The following is an 18,123-nucleotide window of genomic DNA, read 5'->3' on the forward strand; positions in this document are numbered from 1 at the left end:
AATTTCTTTTACGAACACGGACTATCCTTATGCACACGATTTCCTGGCACTCGGTCGGCGAATCGCTCGACGAGTGTATCAAATGTAACATCTGTACGAGCTACTGCCCGGTGGCCGCGGTGACCGATCAGTTCCACGGCCCCAAGTATTCCGGGCCGCAGGCGCAGCGCTTCCGCGAGAACGGCCAGCCCCACTCGCCCGATCATTCGGTGGACTACTGCTCCGGCTGCCGCGTCTGCAATGAGGTTTGCCCCACCGGCGTGCGCATTGCCGAGATCAACGCCCGCGCCCGCGCGCAGATGGTGGCCGAACACGGCATCCCCTTGCGCAATCGTCTCCTGGGCCGCAACGAGATGTTGGGCAAGGTGGGCAGCTACGCGCCGGCCCTGGCCAACCTGGCGATGCACAACCCCTTCAGCCGCTTCATGGCCGAGAAGGTGATGGGCATCGCGCGCCAGGCGCCGCTGCCGCATTGGAGCACGGAGGGCACCTTCGGCGACTGGATGAAGCGCACCGCCGGCCAGCGCCTGGCCTCAGACAAGAAGGTGGTCTACTTCCACGGCTGCGCCACGATGTACTACGAGCCGTTCATCGGCAAGGCGGCCGTCCTGGTCTTCGAGCATCATGGCTACGAGGTGATCGTGCCGCCGCAGAACTGCTGCGGCCTGCCGATGCTGAGCAACGGCGAATTCAAGGCGGCGCGCGGCCTTCACGAGCACAACGTCGGTTACCTGGCCGACTACGCCGCCCAGGGCTACCCCGTCGTGGGCACCAGCACCAGTTGCACCTTGACTCTCAAAGAAGAGGCGCCCGAACTGCTGGACATGCAGGACGCAGCCAGCGAACAGCTCAAGATGGGCACCTGGGACATCTTCGAGTGGCTGATCGAACTGGCCGACAAGGGCGAGCTGAGAACCGATTTCAAGAATATCGAGATGGTCTTACCGTATCACGCGCCTTGCCAATATCGGGCGCACCGCGTGGGCAAGCCGGCCTTCGAGATCCTTGAGATGATCCCCGGCCTGGATGTGCGTGACAGCCACGCCCCCTGCTGTGGCATCGCCGGCACCTATGGCTACAAGGTGGAGAAATATCAGATCGGCATGGATGTGGGCGAAGAGCTGTTCCGCTTCGTGCGCGAGCAGGGCGAGGAGGCCACCATCACCGCCTGCGACTCCGAAACGTGCCGCTGGCAGTTGGAGCATGGCACCCACAAGCCCAGCCGCCATCCGATCGAAGTTCTGGCCGCTGCGTATGGGTTGTACGACCTGGAGAAACGCCGGCCGCTGCATGAGTAGGAAGTAGGAAGTAGGAAGTGGGAAGTGGGAAGTGGGAAGTGGGAAGTGGGAAGTGGGAAGTAGGAAGTAGGAAGTAGGAAGTGGGAAGTAGGAAGTGGGAAGTAGGAAGTGGGAAGTGGGAAGTAGGAAGTAGGAAGTAGGAAGTGGGAAGTGGGAAGTGGGAAGTAGGAAGTAGGAAGTGGGAAGTGGGAAGTGGGAAGTAGGAAGTAGGGGCGCGTGGACGGCGGCGGACTGGGAAAGCGCCTGGGCGCCCTGTGACGAAGCCACGTATGTGGACGCCCTGGCGCTCCTGCGGCCGGACGATGTGGTGCTGGACATCGGCGCCGGTGATCTGCGCCTGGCGCGGCGCATGGCGCAGCAGTGCCGCCAGGTGATTGCGCTGGAACGGCAGGCCGCTGTGCTGGTCCGGGCCGGCTCGACGCCCCCACCGGCCAACCTGACTGCGATCTGCGCGGATGCGCTCACCTGGCCGCTGCCGGCGGGCATCACCACAGCCGTTCTGTTGATGCGGCACTGCACGCACCTGGCCGCCTACGCCGATCGTCTGCGCCGCGCGGGCTGCCGGCATCTCATCACGAACGCACGCTGGCGCCTCGGCGTGGAGTTGATCGAACTGGCCGCCGGCGTGCCCTGGAACTCAGTGGCCGGCGGCTGGTATGCCTGCCGTTGCGGCGCCGTCGGGTTCAAGCCGCTGCCCGCGGCCGGCCTGACCGCGGCGCTGCTCCAGCAGACGGCGGAAGTTCTCGACTGCCCCGCCTGCAGGGCCAGTGATTGAAATCGCGCCTGAATGGCGTGACGGCCGGGCGCCCACCTGCGACCACGCATCTTCTCAATAATTTGGGGTAGGGGCATGGCCTTGCGCCTGCCCGCGTGGGCGACCGCAAGGGTGCGCCCCTACTAACAAGGATATCGTTATGACACTGCGACTTGAAGGCAAGCGGATTGCCATCCTGCTTGAAGAAGGATTCGAGGACCTGGAGTTTTGGGTGCCCCTGATGCGCATGCAGGAAGAGGGCGCCCGCGTGACCGTCGTCGGCATCACAGCCGGCAAGACGGTCAAGAGTAAGACGGGCGCGCTGACCGCAATGACCGATGTGGCGGCGGCCGACGTGCAGGCGTCCGCTTTCGATGGCCTGATCGTGCCCGGCGGCTGGGCGCCCGACAAGCTGCGCCGCTATCCCGCCGTCACGACCCTGGTGCGCCAGGTGTACGAGCAGGGCAAGATCGTCGGCATGATCTGCCACGCCGGCCTGGTCGGCATCTCGGCCGGCATCGTGCGCGGGCATCGCAGCACCGGCAGCCTGGGTATCAAGGATGATCTCCTGAACGCCGGCGCGACCTGGGTGGATGAAGCGGCCTTCCGCGATGGCAACCTGGTGTGGGGGCGCGTCGTGCCCGACATCCCCTACTTTTGCCGGGAACTGGTGGCCGCACTCGCTTAGATCATTCCCGCTGGTCCTGAACGGTCGGGGGCGATCCGTTCGTTGCATCGTCTCCGCCTACCAGCCACAATCTCACACGAGAGGTTTCTATGGTTGGCCTCGTCATCGTATCCCATAGCTATTTCCTTGCCCAGGGCGTTCTGGAATTGGCGCGCCAGATGGCGGCCCCTGGCGTAAAAATTGCGGCGGCCGGCGGCCTGGATGGCCCCGACCATGCGCTGGGCACCGACCCCTTCATGGTGCAGCAGGCCATCGAAGCGGTGGATGGCCCCGACGGCGTCCTGGTCCTGATGGACCTGGGCAGCGCCATTTTGAGCACCGAAATGGCGCTTGAGTTTGTAACCGAAGAGACGCGGCAGCGGGTTCTCCTGTGCGAAGCCCCCCTGGTGGAGGGCGCGCTGGCTGCAGCCGTGCAGGCCGGCCTGGGCAGTTCCCTGGCCGTCACCGCGGCCGAAGCGCGCAGCGCCCTGCTGCCCAAAGCCACGCATCTGGGCGTTCAGATCGCAGGGCCTGTCGTGTCGTCCCCTGTCAGCACCACGGAGCGCGTGATCCAACTGCGCCTGACGGTGCGCAATCGCCTGGGACTGCATGCCCGACCGGCCGCGTTGTTCGTACGGACTGTGGGGCGTTTTGCCAGCAGCATGACGGTGCGCAATGTGACCCGCGGCGGGCCTGCGGTCAATGCGCGCAGCATCAACCTGGTGGCGACGCAAGCCATCCGCCAGGGCGATGAGATCGAAATCGGCGCCAGTGGAGCGGATGCTGAGGCTGCGCTGGCCGCGCTGGCGCAGTTGGCAGACACAGGCTTTGGCGACGGCATCACGCCTGTGGACAGCGCAGCGCCCTCGGCCGACGCCGCTGTGAGCGCAGCGCCCGCGCTCACAGCGGCGTCGGCCGACCTGGACGAGCCGCTGCGGTCCCTGCAAGGCATCGCGGCCGCGCCAGGCATTGCCATTGGCCCTGTCCGGCGCTTCGAGCCGACCGTGCCGCCGGTGGTGCTGCGTCAGCGGGGGGTGAGCAACCCGGCCGCCGAGTGGGAGCGCCTGCAAGGCGCCAGGCAGGTGGCGCGGCAAAACATCGAGGAGATGCACGCGCGCCTGTGGCAACAGGGCGCGGCGGCCGAAGCCGCCATTTTTGACGCGCATCTGCTGTTCCTGGATGACCCGGCGCTGTTGGAGCCAGCGCAAGCGGCCATCTTCGGGCAGGCTGATAGCGCCGAGGCGGCCTGGCACGACATCATCGAAACAACGGCTGCTGCCTACGCGGCGCTGGACGATGCCTATCTGCAGGCACGCGCGGCCGATGTGCGCGATGTGGGTCGCCAGGTGCTGTTGGCGCTGGCCGGCCAGCGCGCCACCTTCAGCCTGGATGCGCCGGCCATCCTGGTGGCCGACGACCTGGCGCCGAGTGACACCGCCAACCTGGATCGCAGTCAGGTGTTGGCCCTGTGTACGGCGCGGGGCGGTTCCACCTCGCACAGCGCCATCCTGGCGCGCACGTTGGGCATTCCGGCCGTGGTTGGTTTGGGCGCGCGCGTGTTGACCGTGCCCACCGATACGTTGATGGTGGTGAATGGCGACAGCGGCGAGGTCATCATCGCACCGGCGGCGGGCGCGGTGGCGACCTGGGAAGCGCGGCGCAGCGCCTGGCTGGATGCCCGTCAGCAGGCCGCAGCAACCAGCCAGCAGGCCGCGGTGACCACCGATGGCGTGCATGTCGAAGTGGTCGCCAACGTTGGCAGTGTGACCGATACCCTGGCCGCGGTGGCGGCGGGCGCCGAAGGGGTGGGGCTGCTGCGCACCGAATTCCTGTATCTCGATCGCGTGGTGGCGCCGTCGGAAGCCGAGCAGACCGACATCTACCAGGCCATCTTCGCGGTGATGGGGCAGCGGCCCATTGTCGTGCGCACCCTGGATGTGGGCGGCGACAAGGAACTGGCCTATATCGCCCTGGGGCATGAGGACAACCCGTTCTTGGGAACACGGGCTGTGCGCCTGTACCGGGAGCGCCCCGATCTGATCGAGCCGCAACTGCGTGCCCTGCTGCGCGCGGCCGTGGGGCGGCGTGTGCGCATCATGTTCCCGATGATTGCCACCTATGACGAGGTGGTGATGGTGCGCGGCTGGCTGGACAAGGCGCAGCGTGACCTGGCCGCGGCCGGCGTACCCGCGCCCACCGATCTGCAGGTTGGCATCATGATCGAGATTCCGGCGGCGGCTGTGCTGGCCGACAAACTGGCGCCCGCGGTTGATTTCTTCAGCATCGGCACGAACGACCTGACGCAGTACACCATGGCGGCCGAACGGGGTAATCCGCGTGTGGCGTATCTGACCGATGCGCTGCACCCGGCCGTGCTGCGCCTGATTGCCCAGGTGATTACGGCTGCGCATGACCACGGACGCTGGGTGGGGGTCTGCGGCGAGCTGGCCGGCGACCTGACCGCCATCCCCATCCTGCTTGGGCTTGGGCTGGACGAGTTCAGCATGAACCCGGCTGCGATTCCACCCGCCAAGCAACTTCTGCGCACACTCAACCGCCAGGCGCTGCGCGATCTGGCGTCGCATGTGCTGACGCTGAACTCGGCGCAGGCGGTGCGCGCGGCGGTGCGCGCGGCCCTGCCCGCAGGTTAAGGCAGCGGGCAAAGTGGCAAAGGTTGGCTGGAGGATGAACGCAGTTAATTCGGCGCCCGTTTTTTGATCTTTGACAAAAATGGATTTACCGGTTATTATGATATTGCCCTACCTCAAGTGCGGTCATGTGGCCGCTCGTGTTCGATGTCCGATGTCCGATGTTCCATACGAAAGGAGTCAAGAGATCATGCACAGCCAGATGTCAATTGACCGTTTTCATGCGATGATGACGTCATCCAAGCCGGATAGCCCACTGATGGCTACTCTGCGCCAGGTGAAGATCGTGCAGGGGCCGGAGCGCATTGCGCTGCGCAGCTCCAAGGGTGTCAGCCCATATTACGTGTGGACTGGGTGGAACCTCTGATCCTTGTTGGTCCGCCGAACCGGACTACTGGGTGGCGCGCCAAACCATTTCATAAGACCATAGCGTGTGGGGTATCCCACACGCTATGGTTTTGTTAGCTGTGCTGCGCCCTGTACTCCATAGCCGCTCGCCTGGAGGCGCCGTATGACGAACGATCACATCATGGGTTTGTTGTTGGCCATTCCGGAGATTGCGGCCTGGCCGCAGATGGCAACCATTTTGACGCGCACGGCCGACAAGGTGCGCATGGATTGGCTGCTGCCTGTGTTGGGTTGTCAGGCGGTCGGCGGCGGGGAAGATGACGCGCTGCCGGGCGTGGCGGCCATTGCCTGTACGCAGATCAGCATCATTCTGGCCGATGATCTCCTGGACGAAGACCCTCGCGGCGAGCATCAGCGGATCGGCGTCGGCCAGGCGGCTAACCTGGCGTTGGCCTTCCAAGCCGCGGCCTTCCGTGTGATTGACCTGGCGCCCATCAGCGCGTCGCTCCGTGCGGCGGTGCAGGGCAGCCTGGCGGCCCTGGCCCTGAAGACGGCATACGGCCAGTGGCTCGATGTGCAGAATTTCCAGGGCGAAGATGACTATTGGAAGGTCGTCGAGGCGAAGAGCACACCGTTCTACGGCGCTGCCCTGCAGGTGGGCGCCCAACTCGGCGGCGCCAGTCCTGACGTGGTCACCGCCCTCTATGCCATTGGCGTGCAACTGGGCGAGATCGTGCAGTTGTTCGATGACCTGGAAGATGCCTTGCAGGTTCCGGCTGGGCCTGACTGGACACAGGGGCGCAACAACCTGCTGATCCTCTATGCCCGGTCGGCCCCGCATGAAGGGCGCGCGTATTTTGTGGATCTCCTGTCACGCGTGGCTGAGCCGGCAAGTTTGCGGCAGGCGCAACAACTCCTCATTGACAGCGGCGCTGTCAGCTACGCCATGTACCAGGCGGTGATGCGTTATCAGGCCGCGCGGCAGCGCCTGGCTGACCTGCATCTGCCCCACCCCGAGCCGATTCAACAGGCGCTGACGGCGCAGATGGCTCCTCTGAGTACGCTGTTGCAGCAGCTTGGGCTTGAAGTCCCTCCCGAATTGATGATCTAGGGAGTGTATCGTGGATCGAGGCTCTGATTCTGCACCACACGTGGCGCCCAGGAGTCTCCCGCAGCGGGCCAGGCAAGCGGCCGCCGGCCTACGGCTGGATGGCTCGTTGGCGTTTGTGGCCCTGGCCATGCTGGGCATTTGCTTACTCTACACCTTTGCCTATCCTTTGCTGGGTCACTATCCCGGCCTGAGCTTGACCTACGATTGGGTTGTGCTGGATACCGACGACTGCGATCCCGCCCGCGACTGGTGCCGCCAAAACCAACTCCAGGTGCTGCCCGGCGATCGTTTGCTCCGAATTGGCGACTTGACCTATGCCGCGTACACGAACGACCGTGCGCTGGTACCGTTTGGAGCCTACCGAGCCGGCGACCCGGTGCCGGTCATTCTGGAGCGGGACGGTCAGACGGTGCAGATCAACTGGCAGATGCCTGGAACTTCCGGCCAGGTCTGGAACATCGTGCTGTTCAATCTGCTGTTCATGCTGCCTTTCTGGCTGGCTGGCACTGTCGTCATGCTCTTCCTGCGTCCGCGTGACGCGCGCTGGGGCCTGTTGGTACTCTTCAACTACCTGATTGCTACCTGGCTGGTAGCCGGCTTTACCTCGAACACGCATCTCGCCGGCTCGGCCTATGTCGTGCGCATGGCGGGATGGCTCATGATACCCGTTTTTGTCCATCTGCATCTCCACGTGCCCAACCCATTACCGCGCCTGCGTACACAGATTTCCCTGACGCCGTTTTATCTTATCCCTGTGATCCTGGCCGTGTGCGAGCTGTGGGCCTGGCCGCCTCCGCGCGCGTACATCGTGGGCGATGCCCTGGCGGTGCTGGCCAGCCTGGCTCTCATCATCTATCGCCTGCTCAATCCCATGTCGCCTTCGGACCGGGTGGCCGCGCGCCTCATGTTGGCCGGTGTGGCCCTGGCGTTTGGCCCTGGCCTGATCCTGTGGGTGATTCCCATCTTGATTGATGTCAATTCGCCGGCTGTCAACGTTGTGGCGTTTGCCACGCTGGTTTTGCCGGTGCTGCCCCTGTTCTACACCTATGCTGCCTACAAGCATCGCCTGGGCACCCTGGAGTTTCGCGCCAACCGGCTCTTGAGCACCTACAGCTTCATTTCGCTGTACGGCACGGCGTTTCTGTTCATCTTTTCGATCCTGGGGCGCTGGCTGCGCCTCAGCACCAATGCCCTGCTGGCCTACCTCGTCTTCTCGGCCATTTTTGTCATCGCGGCCTTGCCGCTGCGCCAGCGTTTTGTACGCCTCGTGGATCGTCTGGCCTACGGCACTGCCCATGACCCGGACGATCTGATTCGCGCCTTCGCCAATCGCATCCCCCAGGCGCTGACGCCTGAGGATTTGGTACAACTGCTGGTGCGCGAAGTGATGCCCAGCCTCCTGATCCGCCAATCGGCCCTGGTTGCCATCCCGCGCGATGGGCCGCCCGCGCAGAGCAACGTCAATGTCGAACTCGTCTATGCCGAGAATGTCGCCGTGCCTGGCCAGTGGTCGCTGTCCACCCTGGACGATGTGTTGGCCGACGCGGGGCGTTACCGCTTCCGTGAAGCCACTGAATCAGTGCAGGTTCTGGGTTGGGTCAGGCTGGCAGTGACGCTGGCGATTGGGGAAAGGCGTCGCGGTATCTGGTTGTTGGGGGAGAGACACCCCGACGATTTCTACCCGCAGAAGGACATTGATCTGCTGACTACCCTGGGCAACCAGGTGGGCATGGCGTTGCACACCGCCAGTCTACTCTCGGAGAGCCGGCGTTTTGCGCAAGATCTGAAGGCGCTGCACTCGGTCAGCAGCGTGGTGGCCAGCTCGCTGCAGCCGCAGGAGGTTTACAAGCGCACGGTCGAGACGCTGGCGCAGGTCTTCGGTTACAGCTTCGTCAGCATCTATCGTGCCGAGGGCGAGCGTCTGCATCTGCAATACCAGGTGGGGTATGACCCGCAGCACCTGATCCAGGAGCTGCCGCTGACGACCGGGGTGATGGCGCGGGCCGTGCGCAGCGGGCAACCCCAGTTTGTGCAAGATGTAAGCCTGGATCACGATTTCCAGCGTGAGTCGCCCACGTTGGTCTCGGAGATTGCCGTTCCGGTGCGCAGCGCCGACCAGGTGGTGGGCGTCATCAATGTCGAGTCCGCGGCGCCCGGTCAGTTGACCACCAATGACCTCGATCTGCTCTTGATTCTGGCCAATCAACTGGCCATTGCCATCACCAACGCTGGCTTGTTCGACACCGTGGCACGCCAGGTGCAGCAGTTGGAGCTGCTGCGCGAGATCAGCCTGCACATGGCCAGCAGCCTCGACCTGAAACAGGTGTTAGACACCATCGCGGCGGCCGCGATGGCTCTGATGCGACCGGGCAACATTCACATCTTTCTGTACGACCAGGCGCAGGATCGCTTTACCTTTGGCCATGCCCTGTGGCAGGATGGCCGCCGCACCCCGGTGACGACGACCCTGCGGCCGCATGGCCTCAGCTACCAGGTCGTGCGCGGGGCCGCGCCGGTGGTCGTGGATCATGCCGATCACCATCCACTCTATGCCGATTGGGCCGACCGAGCGACTGTGCCCCAGTCTATTGCCGGCGTCCCGTTGATGCGGGCCGGCCGCGCCCTCGGTGTCTTCACCACCGCTTTTTTTGACCGCCAGACGATCGCCAGCCAGGATCAGCAGCTGCTCACCATGCTGGCCGACCAGGCTGCAGTGGCCGTGGACAACGCGCAGCTCCACGCCACCGCGCTGCGCCGCGTGCGCGAGTTCGAATCCCTGCGTCAGGTGGAGCTGGCGCTGGCGAGCAATCTCAATTTGCATCAGCTCTTGCAAACCATCGTGGCCCAGGTCATTGCCCTGGTGGATGCGCAGGGCGGGGGGCTTTACATCTATTTGCCTGAGCTTGATCAGCTTGAGTTACGCGTGTCACAGCAGCCGGCGTCCTGGCCAGGCGATTTTTCTGGGACGCGTTTACAGCGCCATGAAGGATTGGCCGGCGCCGTCCTGGCGTCCAACCAGATCATCATGACCAATGACTATCACGCCAACTTCAGCAGTACACCCTTTGCCGATGTGCCTGTTAGCTCGGTCCTGGGCGTGCCATTGACCTGGGGTAGTGAATTTTTGGGTGTCCTGACGATCTTCAACACCGATACGGGGCGTGCATTCAATCTGGACGATCAGCGCGTGGTGAGTCTGCTGTCCGGCCAGGTGGCTGTGGCCATCGTCAATGCCCGCCTGTATGAGGATGCCCGTTTGCGCGCCGAGAAATTGGCCGTGGCCTATGCCGAGCTCAAGCAGCTCGACCGCCTGAAAGACGAGTTCGTGCAAACGGTTTCGCACGAACTGCGCACGCCCTTGACCTTCGTGTGCGGCTATGTGGACCTGCTGTTGGAAGACGTGATGGGTACACTCAACCCGCAGCAGCGCGAGGCGCTCTCGATCGTGTCTGATCGCGCCGCCGCTACGGTGCGTCTGGTGAACGACATCATCAGTATGCAGCAGGCGGAGATGGAGCCGCGCCAGCCGCAGCCGGTTGACCTGGCCGACCTGGTGCAGACGTGCGGCGAAAGCGCGCGCATGACCGCGCTCAGTCATGGCATCGAGATGGAAGTGATGGTCGCCCCGAACTTGCCCCCGGTTCTGGGTGACGCCGATCGCTTGGGCGAGGTGCTCGATAACTTGCTTGCTAACGCCATCAAGTTCAGCCCCAACGGCGGCATCATCCGGGTGACGGCCGCGCCAGCGCTGGCCCGCCTGGGCGACGACGACGCACAGGCGGGCATCAAGGTCACAATCCAAGACCAGGGCATCGGCATCGCGGCCGACCAGCAGACGCGCATCTGGGAGCGGTTTTACCAGGTGGACAGCACCAAGACGCGGCGCTTTGGCGGCACCGGCCTGGGGCTGGCCATTGCCAAGCGGATCGTGGTCGCGCATGGCGGGGTGGTGGGGGTCGAGAGTCAATTGGGCGCCGGGAGTTCCTTCTGGTTCATCGTGCCTGCCTACCAGCCAGCGGGCTGAGCGCACTCAGCCCAGCGCGCCCGACCAGACCAGCGCAAAGTCCTGCGGACCGCGGGCCACGTTGTAGGCGCGCACGGTGATCAGGTGGCGGCCAGGCGCCGGCTGTGCGAGCAGCACCATCTCCACGTTGTTCTTGCGGTCGAAGCCGCGGTTGAAGGGGGCCGTGAACTGATTGCCATGATAGTTTTGGCCGCTTGGCGAGGTGACAATCAGATCGAGGTCGTTCACCAGGCTCGCGGTTTGACCGGCCGAACCAGGGTAGTCGCTCCAGGCGAGCGTCACCTTGAGCGGCTGGCTGCTGTCAGCGACGACGGCTGCCAGGCGCACCGAACGGCCCGTGGTCAGGCCGCGGGTGCGTTCGTACATACTGATGACGCGCGGGGCTGGCGGTTGCACACAGTTCGTCACATGCACATGGCCCCAACCCTGTTCGAAATCATAGGGCGTGCCCTCCGCGGGCGTTCCGTAGCGGTAGGGGCGGTAGTCAGCGCCGTGCAGCAGTAGGGCTTTGAGCAGGGCCGCGCTGGGATTGCGGCGCCCCTGCTGGCGCAGAAATTGGCGCAGTAAGGCCAGCGCGCCGGTCGTGAGCGGCGTCGCCATGCTGGTCCCGCCATTCACCATGTAATCGTGCGGCAGTGGCGGATAGTCGCCCCAGCCGTGGTTGCCGTCCAGCAGATGGGAGCGGGTGGAGACGATATTGGTGCCGGGTGCAATCACATCTGGCTTGATGCGTCCATCGCGGGTGGGGCCGCGGCTGCTGAACGCGGCTACGTCATCCTCGTGATCGCTGGTTCCGTCCTGGCAGATCGGATCGTGCGGATAGTAACCGGGCCACAACTGACCCCAGGTGGCCTGGTAGCCCAACCCGCTGCGTGTGCTTTCGGCCGCGCCCACGGCGATGCAGTTTTTGGCAGTTGCCGGCGGCGTAATGCTGCCCGGGTCAACCCTGCCATCGCGATCGGCGTCGGCGCCATCATTGCCGGCTGCGACGACTACCACGAAATCTTTGTGCTCCCAGACGAAGCGGTCGAGCGCTTCCGAGAAGTTGTCATACGCGCCGTAGGCGCCGCCGCCCCAACTGTTGTTGTGAATCCGGACACCAGCCTCGTAAGCTTTGTTGAAGAAGGCGTAGAGGTCAGCCGGCAGTCCGGCGAGTCCAAAAGGGGCGGGGGCCCTTCCGTAGCGCTGTTGAAAGGCCCGACGGTAGGCGGGCGTCCACTCCAGACCCTGTTCGATAGCCTGAAAGACCAGGGTTGCCTCGGGGGCAACACCGCGGATCAGTTCAGTGTCGCTGGCCGAGGCCGCGCCGGAACCGAGGATGGAACCGGCCACGTGCGTGCCGTGCCCCGAATCGAGATCGGCCGGGCCATCATTACCGTCCTTGTTCAGAATCACGCTGTTGTAGTCGGCCGAGATGGGCCAGCTCTGAATGGCAGCCACGCGACCGGCGAAATCGGGGTGGATGTTGTCCGGTTCCCCGGAATCAAGCCCGGTGTCGGCAACGCCGACGATCTCGCCTTTGCCGGTCAACCCCGGCGCGTGCGGCGGCGCCACCTCCACCACGTGCATCAGGCGGACGGCCACGTTGTTACGCACCTGTCGCAGCAAGAACTGATCCACCGATTTGACGCCATGGATACTGGCCAGGGCCAGCACCTTCCCCTGCAGATCGGTCGTGCCCGGTGCAAACGAAACGCTGATCACGTGCGTGGTGGCGTCAGGCGTTTCACCCAGGTTGCCCCCCAGGGCCTCGATGATCGGCAGCGCAGCTTGCAGCAATTCTGGCGTAAAGAAGCTCACGGTGAACGTGCTGATGAGCGGCTCCGACACCGGCGGCTCGGCCACGACCGTCCCCCTGAACGCCCTGGTGGCCGTGGCGGCGTCATGTCCCTGCGGCCCCACACCGCGGCGTACCGGCTCCGCCAGGCTCTCGCGCAGGTCGGGCGATACCCGTAGGCTAGGCTCGTAATAGCCGATCCAGCGCACAAAATCAAGACGGTGTACGGTTTCGTACGCGTCCTCGGACAGCTCGACCACGTAGGCATACGAGGGCAGCGGTTCACGCAAGGTGCCGCCCGCCTCGGCCACGGCTTGCAGCCACTCATCCTTGATGGGGCCGATGAACTGCACCAGGTAATGGTGCGGCACCGCGTCCATCGCTGATACGCCGCGTGTGCCAACGGCCGCGGTCGAGATGGACGGCGGGGAGACAGAGGTATCAATGATCTCCCCGCCGACATCAATCTCATCAATGCCGTCCAACACCTCGATGGAATAACCGTCGTCTGTCAACCGCTCGAGCTGCTGGGCGGTCACTTCAACCAGCATCGAATCGGCATAGGTGGTCAGCACCGACGAAACCTGGCCCTTGAGCGTGCGTTGCTGGCGCTTATTAGCGTAAATGACTGCTGTTTGCAGCATGGGCAACCTCCTTTTATTTCCTCAGATGCACGTTCGAATCCGCGCCGGGCGGCAGCGCGTCACGAATCTTGCGCAAATCTTCATCACTCCAAACACCCTCTCCCAAGTAGTGTAACACCAGACGCACGGACGCGCAAGACAACTTCGATCTCCTCTCTCCTCTCTTTCAACCACAAATCAACCGCCCTCCACGTAGCTCTCTGGTCTCTGATCTCTGATCTCCGCTCTCCAATTGCCCATCTCTCTGACTTGCATTACAATCCCGCTGCTTCAGTTTACGAATCAATCATCAAGCCAGTTACCCAGGAAAGGGATACGAGCATGACCGACCGTTTGGACATCATGGAGATTGACACCGACAGCCGTTACTGGCGTCAGCAGTTCCTGAGCTTGCCGTTTCGCCTGTATCGTCATGTGCCGCAGTGGGTGCCGCCGCTGGCGCCGGACGCGGCGTTGATGTTGAACCGTGAGCGCCACCCCTTCTTTCGTCACTCGGACGCCATCTTCTTGTTGGCGAGGCGCAATGATGAAACCATCGGCCGCCTGGCCGTGCTCGACAACGCCAACTACAATGCCTACAACCACGAGCGCAGCGCGTTCTTTTATCTGTTCGAGTGTATTGATGAGCGCGCGGTGGCCCTGGCCCTGTTCGAACACGGCTTTGCCTGGGCGCGACGCCGCGGCCTGGAGCAGATGAAAGGCCCGCGCGGCCTCAGCGCGTTGGACGGTATTGGGCTGCTCGTCGAAGGCTTCGAGCACCGTCCCGCCCTGGGCATCCCCTACAATCCGGCCTATTACCCGGCCCTGGTCGAAGCGGCCGGTTTCGAGCGCCTGGATGATTCGCTTTCCGGCTACCTCAGCACAGCCACAAAATTTCCGGAGAAGATTCACCAGGTATCAGAACTGGTGCAGAAGCGGCGCGGGCTGCGCGTCGTGCGCTTTCAGACCCGGCGTGAGCTGCTGCAACTGGTGCCCCAACTCGGTGATCTGTACAACAATGCACTGGGCGGCACCAGCGGCGGGGTGCCGTTGACTGCGGATGAAATGCAGGCGATTGCCAATCAGATTTTGCATTACGCCGATCCTCGCCTGGTCAAGATCGTGATGAAAGAGGATGAAGCGGTTGGCTTTTTGTTGGCCTATCCTGATGTTTCGGCCGCGGTGCAGCGCACGGGCGGTCACCTGTGGCCCGTGGGCTGGATTGACCTGCTGCGTGAACTCAAGCGCAGCAAATGGGTGAATATCAACGGCGCGGGCATCGTGGCGAAGTACCGGGGCCTGGGCGGCATGGCCATCCTCTTCAGTGAGATGCAAAAGAGCCTGGTTGAGGGCGGGTTCGAGCATGCCGACCTGGTGCAGATCAGTGTGTCGAACGACAACATGCAGCGTGAGTTGCGCGACCTGGGCGTGGATTTCTACAAGACGCACCGCCAGTATGCGCGATCGCTGTAGGGGATTAATTTGCAGTCAGGGTGCAGCTCTGCGCAATGACCTGGCGTGTGTCGGCCAGCATGGGCAGGCCGGCCAGCTCATCCAGGCTGAACCAACCGATGGCGGCCGCGTCATCGGCCGCGACCGGTTCGCCGCCCTGATAAAAGGCCAGGTAATCCAACACGACAAAATGATAGCGCACGCGGCCCTGCTCGTCGGTCAGGATCGGCTCGAACGCAGCCACGAGCGGGCCAACCTGTACGTTAAGCCCGGTTTCCTCGAACACCTCGCGCACGACGGCCGCGGCCAGCGTCTCGCCAACTTCCACCAACCCGCCCGGTAACGCCCACAGCCCCTTGTTCGGCTCGCGCGCCCGTTGAATCAGCAGGACCTGGTCAGTCTGCGGCCGCCAGATCAGCGCACTGACGCCCAGCAGGGGCGCGGATGGATATTCACGTTGCATGGTGGTTGGCTCCTGGTGGCCGGTTCAGGCCGGCGTTGTCGGGTCAAAATCGGGCGTTAGCGGCGGCGGCGCGGCCGGCAGGCGGTCGGCCCAGAAATCGTCCGCGCCCGCGGCATCTTCAGCCTGCCAGCGCGCCAGCAGCGGCAAGAATGAGTCCCAGGCGGTCAGGCTGGCATCGGGGATGACCAGGCGCGCCGCCTGCTGGTTGGATGGGTGGGGGTGCAGGGTGAGGAGTGCCGCGCGCAGCCCAAAGTCCTGCGCCGGCGCCACATCCTCGTCGAGACGGTCGCCGACGGCCACGGCCTGGTAAGGCGCTACGTCCCAATAGCTCAGCGCCACCTCGAACAGCTTGGTCTTGGGCTTGCGCTGCTCCACCGTTTGCGAGGTGAGGACCACATCCACCAAGTCGTGCAGCCCCAACTTGCGCACCGTGCGCTGCAGGGCGCGGTCGCAGTTGTGGTTGGCGACAATCCCAAGATAGTAGCCGTCCGCGTGCAGCGCGGTCAGTGTCTCGTGCGCGCCGGGCAACAGGATGCTGGCTTCGATGAAGGGCGCAAAATGGGCATCCACGGCCTGGCGCACCAGCTTGCGATCCAATGCGACATAGCCATAGAACTGCACCAGGAAGGCCAGGGTGTCGTCGGCGGTGTGTTCATCCTGTTCCTGGACCGACTTGCTGGCGGCAAACTCCAAAGCCTTGAGCCACTGCACTTCGAAGTCATCCGGCAGATCAAGCCCGGCGCCGCGCAGAACGGCGGCCGCCGCGTTCGCACCGGCCACGGCCAGGTCGGCCGCGGGTTGGGCCAGCGTCGCCAGGGTCTCGTCGAAGTCGAAGAGAATGGCCTGTACGCTGCGTTCGTGGTGTGGAATGTGGGTCATTGTTTGACGCCGATGGCGATGAAGTCGCGGGCAAAGAGCGAAGGCCAATGGCGGGCCAGCCAGGTGTAGGTCTGACGCAGGCCAGGCCAGCGCAAGAAGAAGGGGTATAGCCCCGGCACCCACAGGCTGGCGCTGCCATCGGTGCGAACGATGCGCACGCGCCGCGCCTTGAGCAGGCCGCGCGCTTCGGCCAGGGTGAAGAAGCGCAGGTGGGTGAGATCGGTGGGGCTGTTGCGCACGTAGGGAAAGCGACCGGTCAGCAGCCACCAACGACAGCGCCAGTGGGCCATGTTGGGCAGGAGCAGCACCAGCCTGCCGCCCGGTTTGAGCACGCGCACACATTCATCGAGGGCTTTGTCGAAGAAGTAGCGGTGCTCCAGGCCCGAATCGGAAACGACGGTGTCGAAGGTCTCCGCGGCGAAGGGCAGCGGCGCGCTGTCCAGGTCCACCTGGTGCGCCTCGATGCCGCGTTCACGCGCCCGCCCCACCGCCACATGCGACATGTCAACGCCGGTGACGCGGTTGCCCTTGTCGGCCAGTTGGCGCGCCAGCACCCCCGGCCCGCAATCTACCGCCAGGACGTTCTCCCCCTGCCCCACGTAGCTGGCGACAATGTCCAGCCTGGTCTGGTCGAAGATGTCAGGCTTGTCGCGCCAGTAGTCGTCGTAGAAGGTGACAAGATCCATCGTTTAGCTCGCCTCTGCGGAGTCGAGGCGTTGGAAATAGAAGGTGAAGATGGGGAAGCCGTTTTCGTAGCACCAGGCCTCGCGCGTGGTGGGCACGAGATCGGGAAAGTGCGCTGCCAGGCTGTCATCGTGCGGTGTGAACAGCCCGCTGGCGCCGACGATTTCCACGATCAACTCGGCGTAGCCCGGCACATCGGTGCGCACATGCATGATGCCGCCGGGCGCCAGGCCGCGCGCCAGCAGGGTCACGCTGTAGTCGGCGAACATGCGCTTGTACTGGTGACGCCGCTTCCACCACGGATCGGGCAGGAGGACATGCAGCACGGACGCGCAGGCCGGCGGCAGGGAACGCGCCAGCGCGTAGCGGGCATCGTCGGCCGAAACCCACAGATTGGGCAGCGGCCGGGTTTCGGCGGCTTTCAGCACATGACGCAGCAGGTGCCAGCGCAGCTCGAAGCCGATGAACTGTCTCTCCGGGTGTTTTTGGGCGCGGTCGAGCAGGAAATTGCCATCGCCAAAACCGATCTCGATCTCCAGCGGTCCGCGCGCCAGGAAGGCGGCCAGCCGCTGGCGGTACTGCTCGTGCAGGCCATCGCCGTTCGGCTCCAGGTCAGCCACTTGAAAGAGCGGCTTGTCCAGCGGGGCGCGTAAATAGCCGGCGTGCTGCAGGCGCTGTAAAGGGTCGCCGCCGGCCAGCCCCTTGCCGGTTTGCAGGTTTTCGGCCGTGAAGGTCGGCGCGGTGGGGTCAACGGTGAATTTTTCTGGAAAGCCGCGTTCAGTCATTGAGTTCGTATCTGCCTGAAAGGATCAATCTTAAGACTTGCGTAGTTTAGCACAGGTTGCGGGCAGGTGCAAGCAAACCTCCTCGTCATTTCTGGCTGGATTTCTGGCAGCCTGAGCGCCGCGGTTTTTTGCACAATCTCGCTTGTTTGGTACAATCAGCCGGACTGGGTTGAGCGGCGGCTGGCTCACCCAGTTTGCGCGTAATACGGCTGTGACACGGAAGAAAATTATGACAACAATAGGAGAACGAGATGTTGATCAAACAGTATGCGAAGAACAACAAGACGTGCAAAGTCACGTTCGAAATGCCGGCCGAGACAGGCTTGACCAGCGGCGCCCTGGTGGGTGATTTCAACGCCTGGGATGTGACCGCGACGCCGCTCAAGCGCCGCAAGAATGGCGCCCTGTACGCCACCGTCAGCCTGCCCGCGGGCAACAGCTACCGCTTCCGCTACCGCAATGATGACGGCGCCTGGTTCAACGACTGGACCGCCGATTCCTACGCGGCCAACGAATTCGGCGCCGAGGATTCGGTCGTCACCGTCTAGCCAGCCACCGCCATAGGAATACCATCAGCCCGATCTTCAGCCACGAATTTCACGAATTGACA

General features: G+C 63.8%; 14 protein-coding genes. 9 read left to right on the plus strand and 5 right to left on the minus strand.

Going from position 1 to position 18,123, the window contains the following annotated elements; translation table 11 throughout:
- The first annotated feature begins 29 nt into the window (after positions 1-29).
- The 7 genes from IPM84_03050 to IPM84_03080 all read left to right on the plus strand — a co-directional run bounded on the left by IPM84_03050 (position 30) and on the right by IPM84_03080 (position 10,850).
- The gene (locus IPM84_03050) at positions 30-1,298 is read left to right on the plus strand and encodes an anaerobic glycerol-3-phosphate dehydrogenase subunit C (GenBank protein ID MBK9091749.1); all 1,269 of its coding nucleotides are present in this window, start codon (positions 30-32) and stop codon (positions 1,296-1,298) included.
- A gap of 178 nt (positions 1,299-1,476) precedes the next feature.
- Complete coding sequence (locus tag IPM84_03055; protein ID MBK9091750.1) at positions 1,477-2,073, plus strand: methyltransferase domain-containing protein; 597 nt, start codon at positions 1,477-1,479, stop codon at positions 2,071-2,073.
- 145 nt (positions 2,074-2,218) lie between these two features.
- The gene (locus IPM84_03060; GenBank protein ID MBK9091751.1) at positions 2,219-2,740 is read left to right on the plus strand and encodes a type 1 glutamine amidotransferase; all 522 of its coding nucleotides are present in this window, start codon (positions 2,219-2,221) and stop codon (positions 2,738-2,740) included.
- Between the two features lie 89 nt (positions 2,741-2,829).
- Positions 2,830-5,370 carry a phosphoenolpyruvate--protein phosphotransferase gene (gene ptsP / locus IPM84_03065; GenBank protein ID MBK9091752.1) on the plus strand — a complete coding sequence of 847 codons (2,541 nt, stop codon included), beginning with the start codon at positions 2,830-2,832 and terminating at the stop codon, positions 5,368-5,370.
- 187 nt (positions 5,371-5,557) lie between these two features.
- Positions 5,558-5,734 carry a hypothetical protein gene (locus tag IPM84_03070; GenBank protein MBK9091753.1) on the plus strand — a complete coding sequence of 59 codons (177 nt, stop codon included), beginning with the start codon at positions 5,558-5,560 and terminating at the stop codon, positions 5,732-5,734.
- Between the two features lie 144 nt (positions 5,735-5,878).
- On the plus strand, positions 5,879-6,826 hold the full coding sequence (locus IPM84_03075; protein ID MBK9091754.1) for a polyprenyl synthetase family protein: 948 nt from the start codon (positions 5,879-5,881) through the stop codon (positions 6,824-6,826).
- Between the two features lie 10 nt (positions 6,827-6,836).
- On the plus strand, positions 6,837-10,850 hold the full coding sequence (locus IPM84_03080) for a GAF domain-containing protein (GenBank protein ID MBK9091755.1): 4,014 nt from the start codon (positions 6,837-6,839) through the stop codon (positions 10,848-10,850).
- Between the two features lie 6 nt (positions 10,851-10,856).
- Here IPM84_03080 and IPM84_03085 read toward each other — a convergent pair whose 3' ends face one another.
- Positions 10,857-13,271, minus strand: a complete 2,415-nt coding sequence (locus IPM84_03085) for a S8 family serine peptidase (protein MBK9091756.1) — start codon at positions 13,269-13,271, stop codon at positions 10,857-10,859.
- A gap of 321 nt (positions 13,272-13,592) precedes the next feature.
- On the opposite strand from IPM84_03085, the gene IPM84_03090 reads away from it, so the two are divergent.
- Entirely contained in the window at positions 13,593-14,723 is a 1,131-nt protein-coding gene (locus IPM84_03090) for a hypothetical protein (GenBank protein ID MBK9091757.1), read from the plus strand.
- Positions 14,724-14,727: 4 nt separating this feature from the next.
- On the opposite strand, the gene IPM84_03095 is transcribed toward IPM84_03090, so the two are convergent.
- The 4 genes from IPM84_03095 to IPM84_03110 are packed head-to-tail and all read right to left on the minus strand — an operon-like array spanning position 14,728 to position 17,513.
- Positions 14,728-15,165: an NUDIX hydrolase gene (locus IPM84_03095; GenBank protein ID MBK9091758.1), complete on the minus strand. Its 438-nt coding sequence runs from the start codon at positions 15,163-15,165 to the stop codon at positions 14,728-14,730.
- A 24-nt stretch (positions 15,166-15,189) separates the two neighbouring features.
- The gene (locus tag IPM84_03100) at positions 15,190-16,044 is read right to left on the minus strand and encodes an HAD family hydrolase (GenBank protein ID MBK9091759.1); all 855 of its coding nucleotides are present in this window, start codon (positions 16,042-16,044) and stop codon (positions 15,190-15,192) included.
- Positions 16,041-16,730 carry a class I SAM-dependent methyltransferase gene (locus IPM84_03105; GenBank protein ID MBK9091760.1) on the minus strand — a complete coding sequence of 230 codons (690 nt, stop codon included), beginning with the start codon at positions 16,728-16,730 and terminating at the stop codon, positions 16,041-16,043. The genes IPM84_03100 and IPM84_03105 overlap by 4 nt, the downstream gene beginning before the upstream one ends.
- A gap of 3 nt (positions 16,731-16,733) precedes the next feature.
- Positions 16,734-17,513: a hypothetical protein gene (locus IPM84_03110; GenBank protein ID MBK9091761.1), complete on the minus strand. Its 780-nt coding sequence runs from the start codon at positions 17,511-17,513 to the stop codon at positions 16,734-16,736.
- 251 nt (positions 17,514-17,764) lie between these two features.
- On the opposite strand from IPM84_03110, the gene IPM84_03115 reads away from it, so the two are divergent.
- Positions 17,765-18,061 (plus strand): isoamylase early set domain-containing protein, encoded by a 297-nt coding sequence (locus tag IPM84_03115; GenBank protein MBK9091762.1) that lies wholly within the window; start codon positions 17,765-17,767, stop codon positions 18,059-18,061.
- The last annotated feature ends 62 nt before the right edge of the window (positions 18,062-18,123 follow it).

This window comes from Candidatus Amarolinea dominans, assembly GCA_016719785.1.
Lineage (GTDB): Bacteria > Chloroflexota > Anaerolineae > SSC4 > Amarolineaceae > Amarolinea > Amarolinea dominans.